Origin of the sequence: Aneurinibacillus migulanus, assembly GCF_001274715.1 — a bacterium.
Taxonomy (GTDB): Bacteria; Bacillota; Bacilli; order Aneurinibacillales; family Aneurinibacillaceae; genus Aneurinibacillus; species Aneurinibacillus migulanus.
On sequence record NZ_LGUG01000004.1, the window covers coordinates 1,477,815 to 1,497,631 of the forward strand.

Sequence of the window (19,817 nt, forward strand, 5' to 3'; positions counted from 1 at the left end):
GAAGAGGAAAAGGTTCAAAAATATGTGATAAGTAACGCGTGTTTCATATTGAAAATGCGGGTAAGGGGTGAGTACAATGATTGGAAGGGGAGGTGAAATTTATGAAAAAGTTGACAACTGCAGGTTTGTTGCTAACGCTGGCGGTTGGATTGGCCGCCTGTGGCGGTGGGGATAAGCCTTCAAGCGCTCCAGCTGAACAGAATCAAAGCCAATCCGCAACGACAAGCGCAGGCGGCGATGATGCGATGAAAATCATGCAAGGCAAATGCATGTCCTGCCACGGACAAGAGCTAAAGGGCGGTGTCGGCCCTGAGCTGGAGAAAGTAGGTAAACGTTTGGATAAGGATGGAATCGCTAAAGTAATTAAGGAAGGTCGTTCGGGAACAGGAATGCCAGGCGGACTCTTGAATGATGAAGAAACAGAGAAAGTGGCTACGTACCTTGCCCAACAGAAATAACAAAAACGTAATGAATACATAGTCGGCCCTGACCGGCTTAGAGGAGCATCTCCAGCTTTTTGCAAGCAAGGAGGTGCTTTTTTTGTAGAGAGACTTTGTTAATGTAGAAGCTAAAATAGAACAAGTCTAACATAATATGACTTTTAGGATAGACCATATGATGGTCTTTTTCTTTTTTCGGCCGGTGCACAGATCTAGTCCGAATTATCCCTTATTTGTATTTTTCTACCTCAAATTGCTGCCTATGTTAAAATATTCAGATGCAATTTATATAACTTGAAATTGCACTATGCAAAGCAATAAGATTATATACAGTAAAACTTCCATAATATACAAAGGCGGAGCTTCTCAAAGAATATGGGGAGGAGCGTGTCTGTGGCAACACAACGACATTCGGTAAGGAAAGAGGATTTGAAACTATAAGGCGGAGATGATGAAGGATGGAAACGAAGCTGCGAAAGATTCGCGATTGGATGAAAAAAGAAGAGGTTGACGGACTTCTCATTACGAATGGATACAATCGGCGATACGTATCCGGATTTACCGGTTCTTCCGGTTGTTGTCTGTTAATGGAAGACGCGGCGGATTTGATTACGGATTTCCGGTATATTGAACAGGCAACACGTCAGGCTCCATGGTTCGAAATCGTGCAGCATCAGGCAGATATGCTGGAGATGGCCGTTGAACGGGCAAAAGGGCATGGGGTAAAGCGTCTTGGATTCGAGAAGAATCATATCACGTATGCGTTGTACCAGCGCCTTGCAGAGCTTGCCGACAGTATTGAACTGGTACCGGTAGCGGGTGCGGTAGAAGCATCGAGACTTATAAAAAACGCGGACGAAGTACAGATTATCAAAGAAGCGACTGCCATCGCTGATAAGGCGTTCAGCCATATTCTGACTTATATAAAACCGGGCGTGACAGAGCTTGCAGTGGCAAACGAGCTGGAGTTTTATATGCGTTCGCTTGGTGCGACCAGTTCCTCCTTCGATACGATTGTTGCATCTGGGGTACGCTCCGCGCTGCCGCACGGTGTCGCTTCCGACAAGATGATTGAGACAGGTGATATGGTAACGCTTGATTTCGGGGCATATTACAAAGGATATTGTTCCGATATTACCCGCACAATTGCGGTCGGTGAACCTGGAGAGAAGATGCGTGAAATCTATGAGGTGGTCTTGCGGGCGCAATTGAACGGAGTACAGCATATTAAGGCAGGCATGACAGGAAAAGAAGCCGATGCGCTGACCCGTGACATAATCGCTGATGCTGGATACGGTCCTAACTACGGTCATAGCACAGGACATGGCATCGGATTAGAAGTGCATGAGGGACCGACGCTATCAGTACGTGGTGAACAGAAGCTAGTGTCAGGTATGGTTGTAACGGTGGAACCGGGGATTTACCTCGAGGGCATCGGGGGTGTCCGGATTGAGGACGATGTACTGATTACGGAAGAAGGATGCGAGACTTTGACCAGTTCGCCAAAGGAATTGCTTGTAATTTAATATTATTTTTGTGTTATAATTTGAAAGTTAGAAGACAAGAAATAACTGGTTTGTAGGAGGTTTATCCATGATTTCAGTAAACGACTTGCGCCCGGGCACTACGATCGAGTATGACGGAGCTATCTATTCTGTTATTGAATTTCAGCACGTAAAGCCGGGAAAAGGCGCTGCTTTCGTGCGTACTAAGCTGCGCAACCTGCGCAACGGTTCCATTAAGGAAACGACGTTCCGCGCTGGGGAGAAAGTATCGAAAGCAAGAATCGAGACGAAGGAAATGCAATATCTATATGCGTCCGGCGATGAGCACGTGTTTATGGATACGCAAACATATGATCAAATTACATTGCCGACCAGCCAAATCGAGCATGAACTGAAATTCCTCCTGGAGAACATGAATGTGAGTATCGTAATGTTCGAAGGCGAAATCCTCGGTGTACAAGTACCGAACTCGGTAGAACTCACCGTTACGGAAACAGAACCGGGAATTAAAGGCGATACGGCTTCCGGCGGTACGAAGCCAGCGAAGTTGGAAACTGGACTTGTTGTGCAAGTGCCATTCTTCATTAATGAAGGCGACAAACTGGTTATCGATACGCGCAACGAAGCATACGTATCTCGCGCATAATAGATTTCCAGCATAAAGAAAGCGACCTTGTCATAGGTCGCTTTTTTGGTGTGCATATACTAGAAGTTTTCTTGCGCGAATGTATTGATTTTATCCATAGAGGATGCCATCTGCTGGATCGCTTGAGCGATTTCGGTAACTGATGATTCGTGCTTGGCATTAGCTATGTTGTTTTCCTCAATTTTGTGCTTGATTTTATCCATCTCGCTTTGAATGTATTTAATCTGGGTCAGAATTTGACCTGCAGAGTCGTTCGTTTGATTAGCGAGTTTCCTCATCTCCTGGGCTACTACCCCGAATGCCCGCCCTTCATCTCCAAGACGTGCAGATTCAATTGCCGCATTCAACGATAGTAAGTTTGTCTGATCGGCTACATAAGAGATAAGCTTATTCATCTCCATAATGGAGGCGAAGTTTGCATTCATCTGAGTAATTTCGTCTTCGATCTCATTGAAGTTGCTGACCATTTGTTCCGACATGTCACTTAAATCGGTTATAGACGCGTCGATTTGCCCTGTCACAGAGTATACTTCGTGAATGGACGTTTTCAGTGTATTCTGTGTGGATGTATCGGCCGTAATGGCTAGTACGCCATCGTCGAGCGGGAACGCCTGAACGCGAAGCGGCATGCCGTATACGTCCTGTGGTACGTTGTATTCTGCCGGACGGCGTGTCTCGATTACATGATATATTGGACTTTCGCGTCGTATAACATCTCCGGGACTTAGAAAGCGGATCGAGCCTGTGCTTGACAGCACATTGCCGTTCGCATCCCCAACCACGATGGCAGACTGCTTAGTGCGTATAAGCGATTGTATAATCGGCGTCCACTCTTTTACGTTTTGAATTGATGGCATAAGAATAGTTTCCCCCTTTTCTTCATTATGGGAGGAAAAGGAGGAAAAATCCAACGAAATTTACGGTTGTAACAAAACTTTCATCCTGGGTCTTTAGGTATGTTGGAAAGTGATCGCAGGAACAGTCGGAAATGTCCATGCTTGCTTTTTAACTGTCCTGGTTTGTGAATGAAACGGATCGTTAGTAAGACGAGTAGTAGGCATGCTGCAGATGTTCCCCAGAATAGCGGAAGAGGACGGTCAAGCAGTGCACCGAATACCGCCGGTCCTGCAGCGATACCGAAAAATCGGATGCTGTTGTACAGGGAGGTAACGATTCCCCTCTCGGCTTTGCCGACAGCGGATGTAATAAGCGTATTCAAGCACGGCAGCACGAGACCACCTCCAATACCCCCGGCGAACAGCAAGGCGATTACGGTTGCCGGACCGCGGACGAAGGGCAGAATCGTGCAGAGGCCTCCCGTAATTAACGTTCCGGTGATAAGAAACATCTTAATACGCTCCACTTGGTGTTCGATATGTTTTCCCGTCCATACGGACATCAATGTCAGCGAAAGCAGGGGCAGTGCCAGAAGGAAGCCACGTACAATTCCAGACAGGGATGTGTAATTATCCAGCGTTTCAGCAAGATAGAAGAGCATTCCGAACAGAAAGAACATCTGGACCGCTCCGAGCAAAAAACAGATGACAAGCCATCGACCCTGTTTGTGGAAAACGAAAATTGTATCATGTTTGTATTTTGTAAACGACGGTGGAGCAACGGTTTCTTTCTCTTCTACCCAGCGCATGATCATCCAGGTGGCCGGTATGATGAACAGCGGAAATGCAAAAAACAGCGTATACCATGCGATTAGTGCAAGCAGTGAACCGAGAATCGGGCTTAGTACTTTGCCGAGCGCATTAGTGGATTCGATAACGCCGAGTGCATGTCCCCGGTGTTCGGGTGGATACAAGTCTCCAATAAGTGCCATCGCAATCGGTGCTGTACCAGCCGCACCGATGCCCTGAATTACCCGGCCGACAACGATCCACACATAAGGCTGAGCAGAAAACAGCGCCGCGCCTCCCGCAACCAGCCCGCCTGCTCCATACATTAGGAGTGCCGGAAGAATGATTTTTTTCCGCCCGATCCGATCGGATAGAAAGCCGGCCAGTGGGATAATGATACCAGCCGGGATGGAGAATAGAGTAATCAACAATCCTGATTGAAACGCACTCAAATTGTATTCGTGTGCAATAGTCGGAAGTACCGGGATAATCATGGAATTTCCTAAAACCATAATGAGCGGTACGAGACTTAATGCGAATAATACGCGTCCCTGAGGCTTTTGCATATCATTCACCTCGCCGTTAAAAAATCTTCTACTAGCATATTAAATGTATAGGATGCTTTTGTTGGACAGGCATGGGACGTTTTAGGTACGAGACATACTTCTGCCCGTGGTAGTGATGTGAGCAGTATATGACGATACTTCATCATGTATCGTTCATTTCCGCCATACAGCAGCAGAATCGGGACATTCAACTCGTGTAGAAACTTTGTTAAATCACAGGAAAACAGTGAGCGTAGTAGCAAAAGAGCTTCCGAGCGGCGTACTTTTCGTGCTTCATTCATAAAAAGACCAATTTCTTGTTCGGTGGATCCATTGGATAGGGCTACGCCCCTTGCTTCATAGCCGGAAGCGTTCATCAGTGTTAATGCGTATGACATGCCTATTTTCGCATACATGTACGGATTGCTAAGACGGGGGAAGGCACCTGTAAGCACAGCGCGTTCGCATATCTCCCGGTATTCACGCAAGAATTGCAGCAGGACAAGTGTACCAGTGGAATAGGCAATGAAATGTGCTTTTTTGATCTTAAGAAAATCGAGCAATTGCTTAAGATCGCGACTTAATGTTACAAGATAATCGGCTGGTTTTTGGGCGAGCGAGACGCCGCTGCGTCCGTGACCACGCATATCGTAAGTAATTACACGGAAGTTTTTTGAGAAATGCTTAATTTGCCCGTGCCAGCTCACATGTGAAAGCCCCATGCCGTGAATGAATACGAGTGGGAAGCCGCGCCCTTGCTCTTCGTAGTATAAGGGCGTGTTTTGTATGTTCAAGTGTGGCATATAGGCGCCCCCCTTCCTTGATTTTGTATCGGCAAACTGTGTAGGTCACTCTCTTCGTTTTACGCCGAATATTCTGCGTCATGAGGAGAACATGATTACTGCATGTAGCTTCCCCTAAATAGCGTATTCCTAATCCGTTTCAGGCTCCTCCTTTCCAATCTAATATTTTGCTTTATCTTCCTTATGGCAACATAGGCATAAAGTGGCCAGGCTCCCCATATGAATGTGATAAGTACAGTGGGACAAAGGGGAGAGTCAGATAATGGAAGACATTCTTCATATGTTGCCCGACAGCCTGCGTGCTAAGCTGAAACGCTTGCCGCCGCATGAGCTGGAACGAATTGAAGAAATCCGGCTGCGCGTGGCGCGCCCCATCGAGTATGTAGGAGGCGGGGCTTCCCGATTTGTAAGCGAAAAAGGGGAAGGAACGGAGCAGGCGGGAGCCGCGTTAATGTTTACGAAGGAAGAAGGCATTCAACTGTTGAGTCGTTTAAGTCACCATTCGCTTTACATGATGGAGGAAGAAATGCGGCGGGGCTATATTACGATCCAGGGAGGGCACCGGGTAGGCATTTCCGGCAAAGTAGTGCTCGAAGACGGGCGGGTTAAGCTGATTCGTGATGTCACAAGCTTCAATATTCGGATAGCCCGTGAACGGAAGGGAGCAGCTGATAAGGTGCTGCCGCTGCTGGTGGAAGGAAGACAGCTTAAGAATACGCTGATTATTTCACCGCCTCAGTGTGGAAAGACAACCTTGCTACGCGATTTGGCACGTCAGATTAGCGAAGGAACGGAAGAAGTATTTGCTCGCAAAGTTTCCATCGTCGATGAACGCTCGGAAATCGCGGGATGTGTAGGAGGTATTCCCCAGAAAGACGTAGGACCCCGTACAGACGTACTGGATGCTTGTCCGAAGGCGGAGGGTATGATGATGATGATCCGTTCCATGTCTCCTGATGTCCTTATTACAGATGAAATCGGGAGAGCAGAGGATGGCTACGCCTTAGAGGAAGCGATTCATGCAGGTATCACGGTCATCGCCAGCGTGCATGGACGCAGTCTGAAAGACATCATGCGTAGACCTACATTGTCACGGGTTCTGCAGACCGGCGTCTTTCAGTGTTATCTCGTCCTTTCTCGTAAACCAAGGGTTGGGGCGATAGCGGGAGTGTATGACGAACATTTTGCCGAATGCAGGAGGTAAAAGCGATGCTGAAGCTACTAGGCGCCTCGCTTATCATTCTTGCAGGTACGCTTAGCGGAATGCAACTGGGGGGATATCTTGCACATCGTCCGCTCCAAATCCGTCAGTTACGCACCGGTTTCACACTACTGGAGACGGAAATTATTTACGGGTCCCGGCCGCTTCCTGAAGCTCTTGCTTCGATTTCCCGCAGACTCACGGGATCGGGGGCACTTCTGTTCAGTCGGACGGCGGAAATGCTTGCCCAAGAGCCGGAATGGCCGGTCAGTGAATGCTGGCATAGTGCTGTACAGCAAGTTTGGCCTAAAACTGCACTGAAAGGTCCAGAGAAAGAGATTGTGCTCCAGCTTGGCTCCGTTCTCGGACAAAGCGACAGAGAAGATCAGAGAAAACATATCCGGCTCGCCTGTGCAAATCTTGAACATGAAGAAGCCTCTGCCCGGGACAACCAGCAACGTTACGAGAAGATGTGCCGCAGCCTGGGGGTGTTAAGCGGAATTTTGCTCGTTATCTTACTTTATTGAGAGGTGGAGGACATGGGGTATGACGTGAACGCGATTTTTCAGATTGCGGGCATCGGCATCATTGTCGCCATGATTCATACCGTGCTTAAGCAATCAGGCAAGGATGATTGGGCGCAATGGGTAACGCTAATCGGATTCATCGTTGTGTTGTTTATGGTGGCATCGTTCATCAATGACCTGTTTCAGGAAATCAAACGGGTTTTCCTGTTCCAATAGGGAGCGCCAAAATGGATATTATTCAGATTGTAGGGTTGGGAATTGTGGCCACCGTTCTTAGCCTGGTCGTAAAAGAGCAGAAGCCGATGTTTGCCTTTGTTCTGGCGACGGTTACAGGAGTTATCATCTTCCTATTTCTAATCGGAAAGATTTCTGATGTCATCCGGGTGCTTGAGGGTATTGCCATGCAGGCGAATGTTAACATTGTTTATCTGGATACAATCCTTAAAATCATCGGTATTGCTTATATTGCCGAGTTCGGCGCGCAGGTCACACGGGATGCAGGGCAGGGGGCGATTGCATCCAAAATCGAGTTGGCAGGCAAAATTCTTATTATGGTGCTGGCAATTCCCATTCTCTCCGTTATTGTCGAAACGATTATACAGCTACTCCCTTCATAAAAAGGTTGTGAAAATATGATGCAGAAATGGTTGCGCCTGTCGCTTTATATGGGACTGCTGCTTGTCCTGTTGTTTATATGGCGCCCTGTCAGCGCCGCCGAATCAGGAACGCCTGCTTCCACACCCCAAGACGCAATTGTGCAGGGTCAGCTGGAGAGGCTTGATACGAAGGATATTGAAGCGTTTTGGCAGAAGGTGCTGGACAAATATGGAGGGTACTTGCCGGAGAGTGAGGGGAAAAGCCTGTTCGAGATGGTAACAGGGGAAAAGGCATTCAGTTTTTCCGGTGTAGTACAGGGACTTGGATTTTTTCTTTTTCATGAACTGCTCATTAATGGTAAGTTGCTGGGTGCTATCCTCATTATTACCGTATTTGCTATGGTACTAGAGACGCTACAAACAGCTTTCGAAAAAAACTCTGTGAGTACTGTTGCATACGCGATTTCGTATCTTGTGCTTATAATTCTGGCGGTAAATAGTTTTCGGGTGGCAATTGATTTTGCTCAGGGAGCTATTCAGGATATGGTGAACTTTATGCTTGCGCTGATGCCGCTCGTTCTGGCGCTCCTGGCATCAACAGGTGGAATTACCTCAGCTGCTCTGTTCCATCCGATGGTTGTGTTTTTAGTCAATACAAGTGGCACGCTTATTTCCACAATCGTATTCCCGCTTCTATTTCTATCTACCGTGCTTAGCATCGTCAGCTCGTTCTCCGTGAAGTACCAACTGACTCGGCTGGCGCAGCTGTTGCGGACGATAAGCCTTGGGCTGATGGGAAGCTTTCTGACAATCTTTCTTGCTGTGCTCTCGCTTCAAGGAGCTACGGCCGCGGTGGCAGACGGGGTTGCTCTTCGTACCGCCAAGTACATCGCGGGTAACTTCATTCCGGTGGTTGGTCGGGTATTTGCGGATGCGGCCGAGACGGTGGTCGGGGCGTCACTGCTCGTCAAGAATGCGGTTGGCATGGCTGGTGTATTGGTGCTGCTCCTATTAGTCGCATTTCCGGCACTGAAGATTTTAATTCTAGCATTTGTTTACAATCTTTCTTCTGCCGTAATGCAGCCGCTTGGCAATAGCCCTATTCTCTCCTGTCTTGGCATCATCGGCAAAAATCTGCTGTTCATTTTCGCCGCGTTGGCTACGGTGAGCCTGATGTTCTTCCTGGCCATCACCATCGTCATCTCAGCTGCCAACGTTTCGGTCATGATGAGATAAGGGGGTGGCGATATGATGGCCATGCTGATTCTCTGGCTGAAGAAAATTATTCTGCTCGTACTGCTGGCTACGTTTCTGGACTTGCTTTTACCAAGCAATACGTACAGTAAATACGTCAAGCTAGTTATGGGGCTTCTGATTTTGCTAGCTTTGGTGTCACCTTTGTTGGATTTGTTCCGCAAAGACATCCCGTTCGCTCAACTTTCATTCGCCATAGAGAAGGGGGCCGGGCAAACACAGAACCCCGATTTTACAAGTGTGGATGCATTGGCCAAGAAACTTGCGGCTCAGAACGATCAGGAAACCAACCGTTATGTAGAGGAGCAAATAAGCGGATTGGTAAAAAAGCAAGTTGAAACTCAGCATGGTGTTCGTGTCCAACAGGTACATGTCCAGGTTAACTCGGAAGGACAGAAAACGGGACAGCCGATCGAACGCATCTCTGTTGTGTTGGCACCTGGAAAAGCGCAAGAGAAGGGTGGAAAGCAAAGCGAACAGGGCGTTTCTGTGGAACCGGTAAAGCCGGTCAAAGTAGAGATTTCTCTGGATAGCCGGAATGAAGGCGTCCACCCGCCCGCTGAAAAAGAACAGTCGGTCGCAGTAGTGGCTGAACAAAAACGTACCGAAGAAGCGATCGAGGCCGGGATTTCAGCAGCATGGAATGTGCCAGGTGACGCCGTGCGTATTACATGGTCTGACGCCGGAGAGGAGGGATAATCGATGACCAAGAAAGAAAAAGATACTCAAGACGGAACAAAGAAGCTAGGAAAGATGCAGTGGTTGATGGTAGCCGGTGCGCTTGGCATCGGGCTCATGCTGATGGGCTCCTTTTACACTTTCGATAAGGGGACTCCGAGTTCTCCTTCCCCCCCGGCAGCGGAGGGTGAACAAGCGGTGTTTGCCCAAAAAAAGCAAGAATCATACACCATGGAAGAGTATGAACAAATGTACGAGAAGAAGCTTAGAGAAGTACTGCAAACCATTACCGGAGTAGGGGATGTGTCGGTCATGGTCAATCTTGAATCTACGGAAGAAATTGTGGTCGAAAAAAACACGAATCATCAAACACAATCGACAAAAGAAGGCGACAAAGGGGCCACACGTGATATTGTCAACGAATCGACCCAGGAACAGGTCGTTATTACAAAAGGCGACGGAGGCGAGCGTCCGGTTGTAATGAAAACCGTCAAGCCGAAGGTGCGCGGGGTTGTTGTGGTGGCGACCGGTGCAAGTAACTTACAAGTAAAAGCATGGATTTTGGAGGCGGTACAAAAAGTGCTTGCCGTTCCTTCCTATAAAATTTCAATTCTGCCTAAAAAAGCTTAAGGAGGCTGAGTACGTATGGTGTTAAAAAAACAAACGGTTTGGTTGTTGTCCATGCTTGCCGTACTGGTCGTACTGTCGGCGTATTATCTGGTGCAAGGTCCATCAGAGCAAGTGCCTGTGACAAGCAAAAGCACGAATGAAGCGGCTGGCATACCGCCGGCACCTGCAGATAATAAAGGAATAAGCGTAGAGACGAAACAGGTGACCCCGCAGCCTGAAGGTATGCCGGTAACAACCCCGACAGATGATTACTTCATGGGATACAAAATGCAGCGTGATGCACAGCAGGAGCAGGAAATAGGGCAGTTTATGGAAGTAATGTCCAACAGTGATGCCAAGCCAGCAGCCATTGCCGAAGCAAGGAAAAAAATAGAGGAGTTATCAGCACTCAAGGATAATCAGACACAGGTGGAAGAACTGGTGAAATCGCTTGGCAACTATAAGGATGTTGTCGTTATTGCCAAAGATGATATGGTCCGGGTGGTTGTGCAGGCGGAAACGTTAAAACGAGATAAAGTGGTCGAGATTATCGGCGTAGTTAACCAGCACATGAAGGTGCCGGGCAAAAATATCGTAGTCAGCTACAAACCATAGATTGTCTGGATGGTCAGTGTGTGCACTGCACTAAGAGATACGGAAGTAAGGAGAAGAAGCGAAAGGGATTCGTGCCCGGGCCATGAACAGTGGCCCGTTTCTTTTGAGCGTATTACTTGAAAAATTCGCGGGGTGTATGCCAAACATTGCTTGCGCAGCGGAGCTGCACAAGAGCAACGGAGGCACTCGCGAATTTTTCTTGTTTTACCGTTTCTATGCACCGTGATTTCAGGGGTTTAATATGGGAAAAGGCAGTGCGAATTGATAAATAATTCAGTACATAATTAGTACCAAAAACATGACTTTATGCTATAATGTGTGGTGATACTTTATTACATAGACCATACAAAAAGTTAGGAGTGGACAAAGCATGCTTAAGATCCATGAGATTAGAGAAATTATTAAATTGGTTGATCAGTCCGCTATTACCGAGTTCAAAATCGAAGAAGAGGGCACAAAAATCAGCATTAAGAAAGGAACTGTTGCAAGCGTTTCCCAAGTAACGGCAATGCCTGCACCAGCGCCGCAAGCTGTGCCGACACCGACACCTGAACCTGTGGCGGCGCCGAAAGAAGTTGCACCGGCACCAATCCAGGCTGCAGCGCCGCAAGCAACTCCAGTTGCTACGGAAGAAGTAGAAGAGGCTGGCCTGCATAAGATTACCTCTCCGATGGTGGGTACCTTCTATCAATCATCCGAGCCGGGAGCAGCTGCATATGTAAAAGTAGGAGACAAAGTCAAAAACGATAGTGTCGTATGCATTGTAGAAGCGATGAAGCTGTTCAATGAAATTGAAGCAGAAGTATCCGGCGAGATCGTTAAAGTGTTGGTGGAAGACGGCCAACTTGTAGAGTATGGACAACCTCTCTTCCTTGTGAAGCCGGAATAAAGGAGGGCTTCCATGTTTAAAAAAATACTCATTGCTAACCGTGGAGAGATTGCTGTTCGTGTCATCCGTGCCTGTCATGAGTTAGGAATACAAACGGTCGCTGTTTATTCTTCAGCAGATAAGGAAGCGCTGCATGTACGTATGGCTGATGAAGCGTATTGTATTGGACCGACTGCTTCAAAAGACAGTTACCTGAACATGACGAATTTGATGAGCGTCGCGACGAAAGCAGGCGTTGACGCGATTCATCCGGGATACGGATTTCTAGCGGAGAATGCCGATTTCGCAGAGATTTGCTCTGCTTGCAATATTACGTTCATCGGGCCTGAACCACAAGCTATTATCAAGATGGGAGACAAGAATGTCGCACGCGAGACGATGAAGAACGCAGGTGTGCCTATCGTCCCGGGTACTGACGGTCTGATTGAAGATATTGACGAAGCAGTCAGCATTGCTGAAGAAGCCGGGTACCCCGTTATTATTAAGGCAACGGCCGGTGGCGGCGGTAAAGGCATGCGTGTGGCTCGTTCTCAAGAAGAACTTATTTCTTCCGTGCGCCAGGCACAGCAGGAAGCGAAAAATGCATTCGGCAACCCGGGCGTATACCTGGAGAAATACCTTGAAGACACACGTCATATCGAGATTCAAATCATTGCAGACAAGCATGGGAACGTATGTCATCTTGGCGAGCGCGATTGCTCCATTCAGCGTCGTCATCAGAAGCTAGTAGAGGAGGCGCCGTCTCCTGCGCTGGATGAAGAAACACGCCAGCAGATGGGAAGCGCGGCCGTTGCGGCAGCTAAAGCCGTGAATTATCACGGTGCGGGTACGGTGGAATTCCTGCTTGATAAAGACGGCCGGTTCTACTTTATGGAGATGAACACGCGTATTCAAGTTGAGCATCCAGTAACCGAGCTTATTACCGGTATTGATTTGATTAAAGAACAAATCATGGTGGCTGCAGGCTATCCACTTTCCTTCAAACAGGAAGACGTCGTGATTGACGGCTGGGCTATTGAATGTCGTATCAATGCAGAGAATCCGGCCAAGAAATTCATGCCGTCTCCGGGTACGATCCAGTTCTATCTTCCTCCGGGCGGATTTGGCGTACGTGTGGACAGTGCAGTCTATCAAGGCTATCAAATTACACCATTCTATGATTCGATGGTAGCGAAGATTATCGTCTGGGGCAAAGACCGAGATGAAGCAATTCAGCGTATGAAGCGTGCATTATCCGAGATGGTGATTGAAGGCGTTCATACAACAATTCCTTTCCATCTCAAGCTGCTTGAGCATGAAATGTTCGTGGAGGGCACGTTCAACACGAAGTTTTTAGAGATATATGACTTGAAAATTGAAGAATAATTACTAAAAATGACACCTTCTTCAAAGGCGTAAATTGTATTCTTTTCCTCTCCTTTGCTATAATAAGCAAAGAATCGCACTTTGAAGGAGGTGTTTTGTGTTGGATAATGGAATTGAATTCTCACAACTGGAGCTAGGCAAGATTGAAATCGCTCCGGAAGTTATTGAAGTGATTGCCCATATGGCAGGCTCCGAGGTACCTGGAGTAGCAGGTTTGAGCAGTGGAGTGGTCGGTGATTTCGTTGAGCGTCTTGGACGCAAAAGCAGCCGTGGCGTACGTGTGGATATTAAAGAAAGAGAAGCGACCATCGATCTTTATATCATCGTGGAATTTGGACAGCAAATCCCTGATGTAGCGTATAAGGTGCAGGAGAATGTACGGGAGTCTATTCAGAATATGACAGGGCTTGTGGTAACACAAGTAAACGTACATATCGTCGATGTTTTGCTAAAGCAAGAAAAAGAGAAAAAAGTAGCTGGAAATCATGAAGAAGTTCACCGAGTTCGGTAAGCGGAACGCACAACCTGGCGTTTCGCCGGTAGGAGGGCGTCTGTGAATTTATTTGATCGTTTTATTCTTACGTTATATAGTCTGGCGCTGGTAGTTATTTCGTTATTTGTCATGGCGACCAGTCTCAATTTGATTTCATCAACATACATTACGAGTGCCATTGAAGAAATTTATACGTCGTCCCAGGTAGGGATGATTTACTTTGTCGCAGCCGCAATTTTCTTCTTAATCAGTCTGAAATTTTTATTTACAAGCGTACGTGCTCGCGGAGACAGAGGTCGTGCCGGAGTATCTGTTCACAATCCGACCGAATACGGGGATGTGCGAATTACTCTGGAAACGATTGAAAGCATTGCTACCGCTGCGGCGCGTCGTATTCGCGGCATTCGCGACCTGAAGGCGCGTGTCCGTGCAGAAGAGAACAAAACTTCCATCCACGTTAAAGTGACGGTAGACGGAGAGACGCCGATTCCCGGTCTGGTGGAGCAGGTGCAGCAGGTTACAAAGGAACGCGTAGAAACGATTGCCGGCCTGGCGATTGCTGAAGTTACGGTGCTTGTGTCTGAAGTGGCACAGCCCGGTACAGGAGCACGCGTCCGGCGGGTAGAATAGAGGGATTCGCATGTTCTGGCAATTCATTCTGGAGAATCGGGGAAAAGCGTTCGGCTTGGCGGCGGGTTTCATTTTCGGTCTACTCTTTTTGTGGGTCGGTTTTCTCAAAACAATCGTATTTGCCGTATTTGTGGCGACCGGTTTTTATATCGGCCGCAAGTTTGACAATGAAGAAGATGTAGGCGAAGTGCTTGACCGCATTCTTCCGGGAAAGTTTACGAAACGGTAGATATGCAACCAGGTGGACAATCGCACACAGCAAAAGCGTCAAATCTCGGTATTCAGGGGTTTGGCGCTTTTTGCGGTAAAATGGTGGGACAAAGTATTTCCAAGGGAGTAAGGATTTGATAAACTCAAGGAATGGTTATTTTTTGTGCAGGTAAAGCTATATAAAATGAAACTTCGACAAATAAAAGGTGGTAACAAATGAATCGACATCAATCCCGCGAGAAGGCGGTACAAGTATTATTTTCGATTGATATGACCCAGGCTGCACCAGAGGATGTGCTCACTAACCTGCTGGAAGAAGAAGAAAATGAACAGGCGGAGAGCCAGGCGCAAAATACCGAGTTTTTAACCGAACTGGTAAAAGGCACAGTGATGCATCAGGCCGATATTGATCGTAACATTAGCAAATATCTGCGAGGATGGACGATGGGGCGATTAGCGAACGTGGACCGCGCGATTTTACGTTTGGCCGGGTATGAGATGATGCATCGGAACGATATTCCAGTAAAAGTGACGTTGAATGAAGCGATCGAACTGGCCAAAATCTACGGAACGGATGATTCGCCGAAATTTATCAATGGTGTGCTGTCCAGTTTGGTGAAGGATCTGGAAAAAAGTGAACAAAAAGGACAATAACTGATGGATGTAGTACTTGGCATTGATACGAGTAACTATCGGACCTCTCTTTGTCTTGTTGATACAGGCGGACGAGTCGTAGCCGAAGAGAAGGAACTGTTGACGGTGGAAGCTGGTGAGCGTGGCCTACAACAATCTGCTGCACTGTTTCAACATGTTAAGCGGCTGCCCGAGCTGGCGCACCGTATGACAACAGAAGGTCGGAAGGTGGTGGCTATTGCGGTGAGCCGCACCCCACGGCCAGTGGAAGGCAGTTATATGCCCGTATTTCTTGCCGGACAGATGGTAGCAGAGTTAATGGCCCATTTTTTTCATGTGCCTGTGTATTATACGTCTCATCAGGAGGGGCACATTGCAGCCGGAGAATATACGCTGGCGCAACCGATTGCAGTAGACAGGTTTCTTGCAGTGCATCTGTCCGGTGGAACGAGCGAAGTGCTGGATTGCACGAAACGGGTCGGAGGATACGAAATCGAATGCATTGGCGGTACACAAGATTTGCATGCGGGACAATTAATTGACCGGATTGGTGTAGCGTTAGGACTTCCTTTTCCAGCGGGGCCGTACCTCGAAGAGATGGCGAGGCAGGCGGGAGAGAACGGTCTTGCTGTTCCTTCTTCTGTAGCAAGGTATACATTTAGTTTCTCAGGACCTGAGGCGGCTCTCATGCGTGCGATAAAACAGAATGTTCCGCCAGCGCAGATTGCCCGTGCGGCGGAAAAATGTATCGCAGCTACACTGGAGAAAGCGCTTCGTACGGCTACTGAAGACGGATACCCGAAAGATATTCTTATAGTAGGCGGCGTGTCTGCCAATACGTATATTCGCGAGCGGCTTACGAAACGGCTGACACACCGGGCGGTCGGTGCCCGTCTGTACTTTGCAGATCCTCTATATGCGGGGGACAATGCATTCGGTGTGGCACGCATTGGTCTTTTGCAATTTCTAGCTGGTTATAAAGGCGAACATTCTGATTGAAATCTGAAATATATTTCGTAATTTACCTTTGCAATCTTCCGTTTGATTCGCTACACTGAAAAGGAAGGCGAGAACTTACATTTTCTTAATATTTTCAATTGAACGGGAGGATATGCGATATGTCAGCACATATTATTGTGGGCGCCGAAGTAGCGTCCGAAATCCGCGCGGCATTAAAAGAAGAAGTAGGCCAATTAAAGGAGCAGGGCATCCATCCGGGACTTGCGGTCATTCTTATAGGTGATGATCCAGCTTCTCATTCATATGTAAAAGGAAAAGAAAAAGCGTGCCATGAAATTGGTATCTATTCTGAAGTTATTCGGCGCGATGCTTCCATCACACAGGAAGAACTGCTAGGAATGATTGAGGAATATAACCAAAATCCGAACATTCATGGAATTCTGGTGCAGCTTCCGTTGCCGAAGCATATCTCCGAAAAAGCGGTCATTGACGCGATTAGTCCGGAGAAAGACGTGGATGGGTTTACTCCTGTAAATGTGGGCAACATGCTAATCGGCAACGATTGTTACTTGCCGTGTACGCCACATGGAATCATTGAACTGATTAAACGTTCGGGTCAGCCGATTGAAGGCAAGCACGCAGTCGTTATTGGACGTAGTAATATTGTAGGGAAGCCGGTTGCTATGTTATTATTGCAGGAAAATGCTACTGTAACTGTGGCACATTCGCGGACGAAAGATCTTGCGTCTATTACGCGTCAGGCGGACATTCTGGTTGTGGCCGTTGGCCGTGCTGAGATGATTGGCGCCGAACATGTAAAAGTCGGAGCTGTAGTTATTGATGTCGGTGTAAACCGGAATGAAGCAGGCAAGCTTGTGGGCGATGTTCATTTTGATTCCGTCAAGGAAGTCGCAAGTTATCTGACTCCAGTACCGCGTGGTGTGGGACCGATGACGATTACGATGCTGATGAAAAATACAGTGGACGCGGCGAAGAAAGCAGCACGCGTTGCACAAGAGAAATAGAGCGAGGGGAAGGAAGAGAACTGTGCAGGATACCCGGCAAATTTTTTCGGTTAGAGACCTTACGCGCTACATTAAAGATGCATTCGATTTTGATGAAGTGCTGCAGAATGTATGGGTGCGAGGCGAGCTATCCAATTTCGTGCATCACTCCCGAGGACATATGTATTTTACGGTCAAGGACGAAGAATGCAAAATTAAAGGCGTAATGTTTGCCGGGAATAACCGGTATCTCAAATTCATTCCTAAAAACGGAACCCGGGTGCTTATCCGCGGTTCTGTTTCTGTGTATGAACGGGACGGGCAGTATCAGCTATATGCGAAAGAGATGCAGCCGGACGGCATCGGGAGCCTTTATATGGCATTTGAACAGCTTAAGGAAAAGCTGGAGAAGGAGGGGCTGTTCGATGAGCGCAATAAAAAGGCAATTCCCCGGTATCCATCCAGGATCGGTGTCATTACCTCGCCTACTGGTGCTGCGGTGCGTGATATTATTACGACCATTCGCCGGAGGTATCCAGTTGCAAACGTATTGCTGTATCCGGTTGCGGTGCAAGGAGAACATGCTGCGCCATCTATTAGCCGCGCAATTAACGAGATGAATGAGCGCCAGGATGTCGATGTGCTGATTGTCGGCCGGGGTGGCGGATCGATTGAGGAGTTGTGGGCATTTAACGAAGAAGCAGTAGCCCGCAGTATTTCATGTTCACGTATTCCTGTGATTTCGGCTGTAGGGCATGAAACGGATTATACGATCGCAGATTTTGTAGCCGACGTGCGTGCGGCTACGCCTACAGCAGCGGCAGAACTTGCGGTACCCCATATACAGGAGTTGCATCATCGTATTGATGTATTGTCGGGGCGTGTTGCAACTTCACTTCGCCATCAGGTGAAACGTCTTCGTGAGCGGCTAGAGCGCCTGCAGCGTTCGTATGTGCTACGTCAGCCGGAACGCCATGTCATGCAATATGAGCAGGAGCTGGACCGGCTACAGCAACGACTCGTGCGGGCAACTGAACAATATCGTATACAGAAACAGGCACGATGGAAAGAAATGCACCGGCATTTGTTGCAATATAACCCAACGGCAACGATACAGCGCGAGCGCGAGCGTCTGCATAATCGGCAGGAGCGCCTGGAGCGTGCGATGAGAATGCTGGTCAAAGAACGAGAACAAAAGCTCGATCGTCAAATCGGTAAGCTAGATGCATTGAGCCCGCTAAAAGTAATGAAGCGTGGCTATTCGCTTGTATTTAAAGAAGCGGAAGGAAAACAGAATCTGGTAACCGCAGTAGGACAAACGGCGGTAGGTGAGAAGGTCGCTGTTCGTTTGGCTGACGGAGCGCTCATATGCCGGGTCGAGGAGACGCAAAAGGGGGATATCAATGGGTAAGAAAAAGACAGAAGTACCATTCGAAGAGGCGATGAAGCAGTTGGAAGAAGTCGTACAGCAACTTGAAGCGGGGGATGTTCCGTTAGAGAAAGCGATTGCCTTATTCCAGGAGGGGATGGAACTGTCCAAGCAGTGCAGCGAGAAGCTAACCGATGTGGAACAGAAAATAGAGATGCTGCTGGAGCAGGAAGGCGAACGGGTCGCCGTTCCGTTTCAATTGGAGGGAGATGACGAGTGAGCAACGTGCAGCTAAAAGAATATATTAACGAAAAGGTGGCGCTAATTTCCGATCGTCTTGCTGTGTATGCGGATGTGCAGGAAGTTCCGGATACGCTCCGGAACGCGATGGCGTACTCGCTTTTGGCTGGAGGTAAACGGCTGCGTCCCTTATTTGTACTTGCGACACTTGAATCGTTCGGCAAGCCGATAGAACCGGGTATTCCCGTTGGTTGTGCGGTCGAAATGATACATACGTACTCTCTTATTCATGATGATTTGCCAGCTATGGATGATGATGATTTCCGTCGAGGAAAACCGACAAACCATAAAGTGTATGGGGAAGCGATGGCCATTCTTGCAGGAGACGCGCTTTTGACGTATGCTTTTGAAACGGTATGCGAGGCGCAAGCCTATAACATTCCTGCAGACAGCATCCTGAAAATCGTACGCGAATTGTCGTCGTACGCTGGTGCTAGAGGAATGGTTGGCGGCCAATGCGCCGATATGGAAGGCGAGAATACGCGGCTGACGCTTGAACAATTGCAGTATATTCATCAACATAAAACCGCTGACCTTCTTGTATTTTGTGTGCGTGCTGGCGCGATTCTTGCCGGGGCCGAGGAGAGACAGCTCGCGCTCCTGACTCGTTATGCCAACAATATTGGGCTTGCATTCCAGATCCAAGATGATATTTTGGATGTGACGGGTGACGAGATGAAAATCGGAAAACCGGTGGGAAGCGATGAGAAGAGCAGCAAATCTACGTACCCTTCCCTTATTGGTATGGAAGAATCGCAGGCTACACTCCAGCGCTTAGTGGATGAGGCGAATGAAGCACTTACCGCAGCAGGACTTACGGATACCAGCATTCTGCGCGCTCTCGCAACGTTTGTTATTGAGCGGGATCACTAAAAATCGCATGAAGAATAAAGAATGATAAAGCGATGCTATTAAAGTAG

25 protein-coding genes are annotated in these 19,817 nt (G+C 48.0%); 22 read left to right on the top strand and 3 right to left on the bottom strand.

Annotation, left to right across the window (positions count from 1 at the left end):
- Nucleotides 1-101 precede the first annotated feature (101 nt).
- From AF333_RS08990 to efp, 3 genes are all read left to right on the top strand, one after another.
- The gene (locus AF333_RS08990; protein ID WP_043066152.1) at nt 102-458 is read left to right on the top strand and encodes a c-type cytochrome; all 357 of its coding nucleotides are present in this window, start codon (nt 102-104) and stop codon (nt 456-458) included.
- 440 nt (nt 459-898) lie between these two features.
- Nucleotides 899-1,966 (top strand): M24 family metallopeptidase, encoded by a 1,068-nt coding sequence (locus tag AF333_RS08995; RefSeq protein WP_043066151.1) that lies wholly within the window; start codon nt 899-901, stop codon nt 1,964-1,966.
- Between the two features lie 67 nt (nt 1,967-2,033).
- Complete coding sequence (gene efp, locus AF333_RS09000; RefSeq protein WP_021622951.1) at nt 2,034-2,591, top strand: elongation factor P; 558 nt, start codon at nt 2,034-2,036, stop codon at nt 2,589-2,591.
- Nucleotides 2,592-2,650: 59 nt separating this feature from the next.
- Here efp and AF333_RS37165 read toward each other — a convergent pair whose 3' ends face one another.
- From AF333_RS37165 to AF333_RS09015, 3 genes are all read right to left on the bottom strand, one after another.
- A complete protein-coding gene (locus AF333_RS37165) occupies nt 2,651-3,448 on the bottom strand; it encodes a methyl-accepting chemotaxis protein (protein ID WP_052812089.1) in 798 nt (265 codons plus the stop codon).
- Between the two features lie 80 nt (nt 3,449-3,528).
- Entirely contained in the window at nt 3,529-4,782 is a 1,254-nt protein-coding gene (locus tag AF333_RS09010) for an MFS transporter (protein ID WP_043066150.1), read from the bottom strand.
- Nucleotides 4,783-4,787: 5 nt separating this feature from the next.
- A complete protein-coding gene (locus AF333_RS09015; protein ID WP_052520830.1) occupies nt 4,788-5,564 on the bottom strand; it encodes an alpha/beta fold hydrolase in 777 nt (258 codons plus the stop codon).
- Nucleotides 5,565-5,826: 262 nt separating this feature from the next.
- Between AF333_RS09015 and spoIIIAA the strand changes: the two genes are divergently transcribed.
- The 19 genes from spoIIIAA to AF333_RS09110 all read left to right on the top strand — a co-directional run bounded on the left by spoIIIAA (nt 5,827) and on the right by AF333_RS09110 (nt 19,770).
- On the top strand, nt 5,827-6,768 hold the full coding sequence (spoIIIAA, locus tag AF333_RS09020) for a stage III sporulation protein AA (RefSeq protein WP_043066149.1): 942 nt from the start codon (nt 5,827-5,829) through the stop codon (nt 6,766-6,768).
- A 5-nt stretch (nt 6,769-6,773) separates the two neighbouring features.
- The gene (gene spoIIIAB, locus AF333_RS09025) at nt 6,774-7,292 is read left to right on the top strand and encodes a stage III sporulation protein SpoIIIAB (protein ID WP_043066148.1); all 519 of its coding nucleotides are present in this window, start codon (nt 6,774-6,776) and stop codon (nt 7,290-7,292) included.
- A gap of 12 nt (nt 7,293-7,304) precedes the next feature.
- Entirely contained in the window at nt 7,305-7,508 is a 204-nt protein-coding gene (gene spoIIIAC / locus AF333_RS09030; protein WP_021622945.1) for a stage III sporulation protein AC, read from the top strand.
- Nucleotides 7,509-7,519: 11 nt separating this feature from the next.
- Nucleotides 7,520-7,909, top strand: a complete 390-nt coding sequence (spoIIIAD, locus tag AF333_RS09035; RefSeq protein WP_021622944.1) for a stage III sporulation protein AD — start codon at nt 7,520-7,522, stop codon at nt 7,907-7,909.
- 15 nt (nt 7,910-7,924) lie between these two features.
- Entirely contained in the window at nt 7,925-9,124 is a 1,200-nt protein-coding gene (spoIIIAE, locus tag AF333_RS09040) for a stage III sporulation protein AE (protein WP_043066147.1), read from the top strand.
- Nucleotides 9,125-9,136: 12 nt separating this feature from the next.
- Nucleotides 9,137-9,841: a stage III sporulation protein AF gene (spoIIIAF, locus tag AF333_RS09045; RefSeq protein ID WP_052812088.1), complete on the top strand. Its 705-nt coding sequence runs from the start codon at nt 9,137-9,139 to the stop codon at nt 9,839-9,841.
- 3 nt (nt 9,842-9,844) lie between these two features.
- Complete coding sequence (spoIIIAG, locus tag AF333_RS09050) at nt 9,845-10,450, top strand: stage III sporulation protein AG (protein WP_043066146.1); 606 nt, start codon at nt 9,845-9,847, stop codon at nt 10,448-10,450.
- 15 nt (nt 10,451-10,465) lie between these two features.
- Complete coding sequence (locus AF333_RS09055) at nt 10,466-11,044, top strand: SpoIIIAH-like family protein (protein WP_043066145.1); 579 nt, start codon at nt 10,466-10,468, stop codon at nt 11,042-11,044.
- Nucleotides 11,045-11,414: 370 nt separating this feature from the next.
- Nucleotides 11,415-11,933 carry an acetyl-CoA carboxylase biotin carboxyl carrier protein gene (accB, locus tag AF333_RS09060; RefSeq protein WP_043066144.1) on the top strand — a complete coding sequence of 173 codons (519 nt, stop codon included), beginning with the start codon at nt 11,415-11,417 and terminating at the stop codon, nt 11,931-11,933.
- Nucleotides 11,934-11,945: 12 nt separating this feature from the next.
- Entirely contained in the window at nt 11,946-13,298 is a 1,353-nt protein-coding gene (accC, locus tag AF333_RS09065; RefSeq protein WP_043066143.1) for an acetyl-CoA carboxylase biotin carboxylase subunit, read from the top strand.
- 100 nt (nt 13,299-13,398) lie between these two features.
- Nucleotides 13,399-13,809, top strand: coding sequence for an Asp23/Gls24 family envelope stress response protein (locus AF333_RS09070; protein ID WP_235356085.1), 411 nt, complete (start codon nt 13,399-13,401; stop codon nt 13,807-13,809).
- 42 nt (nt 13,810-13,851) lie between these two features.
- Nucleotides 13,852-14,421, top strand: a complete 570-nt coding sequence (gene amaP, locus AF333_RS09075; protein ID WP_040303450.1) for an alkaline shock response membrane anchor protein AmaP — start codon at nt 13,852-13,854, stop codon at nt 14,419-14,421.
- Nucleotides 14,422-14,431: 10 nt separating this feature from the next.
- Entirely contained in the window at nt 14,432-14,650 is a 219-nt protein-coding gene (locus AF333_RS09080; protein ID WP_021622935.1) for a DUF2273 domain-containing protein, read from the top strand.
- A 197-nt stretch (nt 14,651-14,847) separates the two neighbouring features.
- A complete protein-coding gene (gene nusB, locus AF333_RS09085; RefSeq protein WP_043066141.1) occupies nt 14,848-15,285 on the top strand; it encodes a transcription antitermination factor NusB in 438 nt (145 codons plus the stop codon).
- The gene (locus tag AF333_RS09090; protein WP_139188853.1) at nt 15,286-16,263 is read left to right on the top strand and encodes a Kae1-like domain-containing protein; all 978 of its coding nucleotides are present in this window, start codon (nt 15,286-15,288) and stop codon (nt 16,261-16,263) included.
- Nucleotides 16,264-16,382: 119 nt separating this feature from the next.
- Nucleotides 16,383-17,249, top strand: a complete 867-nt coding sequence (gene folD / locus AF333_RS09095; protein ID WP_043066139.1) for a bifunctional methylenetetrahydrofolate dehydrogenase/methenyltetrahydrofolate cyclohydrolase FolD — start codon at nt 16,383-16,385, stop codon at nt 17,247-17,249.
- 22 nt (nt 17,250-17,271) lie between these two features.
- A complete protein-coding gene (gene xseA, locus AF333_RS09100) occupies nt 17,272-18,639 on the top strand; it encodes an exodeoxyribonuclease VII large subunit (protein ID WP_043066138.1) in 1,368 nt (455 codons plus the stop codon).
- Nucleotides 18,632-18,877 (top strand): exodeoxyribonuclease VII small subunit, encoded by a 246-nt coding sequence (xseB, locus tag AF333_RS09105; protein ID WP_043066137.1) that lies wholly within the window; start codon nt 18,632-18,634, stop codon nt 18,875-18,877. Before xseA ends, xseB begins: the two co-directional genes overlap by 8 nt.
- The gene (locus tag AF333_RS09110) at nt 18,874-19,770 is read left to right on the top strand and encodes a polyprenyl synthetase family protein (protein WP_043066136.1); all 897 of its coding nucleotides are present in this window, start codon (nt 18,874-18,876) and stop codon (nt 19,768-19,770) included. The genes xseB and AF333_RS09110 overlap by 4 nt, the downstream gene beginning before the upstream one ends.
- Nucleotides 19,771-19,817 lie beyond the last annotated feature (47 nt).